The 832-nt window shown below is 27.9% G+C and carries 1 protein-coding gene; it reads left to right on the top strand.

The features are described from left to right. Positions 1-225 precede the first annotated feature (225 nt). Positions 226-675, top strand: coding sequence for a hypothetical protein (locus H5203_RS22500; RefSeq protein ID WP_182820377.1), 450 nt, complete (start codon positions 226-228; stop codon positions 673-675). Positions 676-832 lie beyond the last annotated feature (157 nt).

The following is an 832-nucleotide window of genomic DNA, read 5'->3' as shown; positions in this document are numbered from 1 at the left end:
TTTAAGCGCCTTTTTTAACGCCTAAAATCAACCACCGCATGAGCCACATGACTAACCCTTCCAAAACTTTTAAAAATAATTATCAAGAAAAAACGCATTATATAATATGTTTTTTAACTATTCATCATTCTATATATTTTAATGTATTGAATTAAAATAAATATATATTATTATATAAGTATAGGTTGAGGGAAAGACCTAATAATAAATAAAAGGAAAAACATTATGAAAAATTTAAACATCAAATCAAATCTATTAGAACAACCAATAAAATTCGTAGCATACATTACACATAGTTTTTCATCACGAACAGATTTTGTTTCAGCGCCAATAGTTAAAGCTTATGGTGAAGGTGTTGCCCCAAGTGAAATTTTTAAAAGCGAAGATTATAAGATATACAATAACGCGCATAACTTAATAAATAAAGATCTTGTTATTCTTTGGGACTTTGACAAAAGAAATCAAAACGAAAAGGTAATTGATACTATATTCACCCCTAAAGAGTTTGATAATGCTATGAGGGAAGATATAACAAAACTTCTTAAAGCTAAACGCATCACTATCAAAATGGTTGACGAAGAACTTAAACTAAAAAACATCTCTTATAAAAAGTTTCTATTCGATCAAGAATATGTAAATAAAATCAAAACAAGCTTAAAAGTAGCAGCATTTTAAACACTATATCAATACACTAACAACAAAAAGGAAGGCGCAATTTAAGCGCCTTTTTTAACGCCTAAAATCAACCACCGCATGAGCCACATGACTAACCCTTCCAAAACTTTTAAAAATAATTATCAAGAAAAAACGCATTATATAATATGTTTTTTAA

This window comes from Pseudoalteromonas sp. SG41-1 (assembly GCF_014164575.1).
Taxonomy (GTDB): Bacteria; Pseudomonadota; Gammaproteobacteria; order Enterobacterales; family Alteromonadaceae; genus Pseudoalteromonas; species Pseudoalteromonas rhizosphaerae.
Note: the sequence above shows the minus strand (reverse complement) of the source record. Positions and strands in the feature narration are given on the sequence as shown.